At 39.0% G+C, this 995-nt stretch carries 1 protein-coding gene; it reads left to right on the top strand.

Going from position 1 to position 995, the window contains the following annotated elements; genetic code table 11:
- Window positions 1-93: 93 nt before the first annotated feature.
- Window positions 94-995, top strand: a 902-nt coding sequence (locus RVS70_RS21560) for an IS4 family transposase (protein ID WP_321134763.1), incomplete at its 3' end; no start/stop codon positions are given.

The raw sequence follows: 995 nt of genomic DNA, 5'->3' as shown, positions 1-995 counted from the left end.
CCCATAGCCGTCAAGTTAAGCAGGATATTTTAAAAACCATAAAGTTATTCGTTATTCTGACATTATAAATGGAATAATTTGGAGGGATTACGTATGGCTAAGCAATATCATTTTGACTCGTTTGTAAAGAGTGTGCACGATATTTTATCTATTTCTGAACTTCGCAATGTTGCTCGGGAATCAGGTTTTGTACAACGATTGAAGAAGATAATGCCGGAAGATTTCTTAAGTATATGTGCCTTCTTACATGAAAAAGTTGGTACGGAGGGGCTAGGACAGCTCTGTGCCTCCCTTTCTCGTGAATCAGAAATATCCATATCTAAACAAGCCTTACATCAACGATTAGACGAGAAAGGAGTGGCTTTTTTAAAACAAGTTTTTATGCGGTTAGCGGAAAAACAACAGATGTTATCGTTACCATCTCCATCTGATTATCCTTTTTCTCGGATCCGTATCTTGGATGGCACATCCTTTCAAGTAAAAAAGAACACCGCGAGTTATTGGGATGGAGTGAAAATACAATTAGAATATGAGCTGTATCAAGGGAATTTTTTGCATACGTTGTTCTATGGACCAAGAGACAGTGATCACGATGCAGCTGAAGAATTGGCAGATACAATAGGAGAAGAGGACCTTATCTTGCGTGACCTCGGCTATTTCTCAGGAGATCACTTTAAAAAAATAGATCGAGCAGGAGCCTATTATATTACTCGTGTTCCTGCCAATATGACCTATTGGACATTGGATGACAAGCAACGAAGAATCCAAATAAAGCCTGAAGAAGATGCCATGCATCTAGCTCCAGGAGAGATACAGGATTATGGGTTCATTCAATTAGGTGTTAAGGGAAAAAATACATTTCATGCACGTGTAGTCGTACAACGATTAACCGAAGAGCAACAAAAACAGAGAGATACCTATTTAAAAGAAAGAAGACGGAAAGGGGGGCATACCCAATCCGCCAACAAGAAGAATCATATCCAAATTCTTGCTAC

This window comes from Virgibacillus sp. M23, from assembly GCF_034190895.1.
Classification (GTDB): domain Bacteria; phylum Bacillota; class Bacilli; order Bacillales; family Amphibacillaceae; genus Virgibacillus; species Virgibacillus salarius.
Note: the sequence above shows the minus strand (reverse complement) of the source record. Positions and strands in the feature narration are given on the sequence as shown.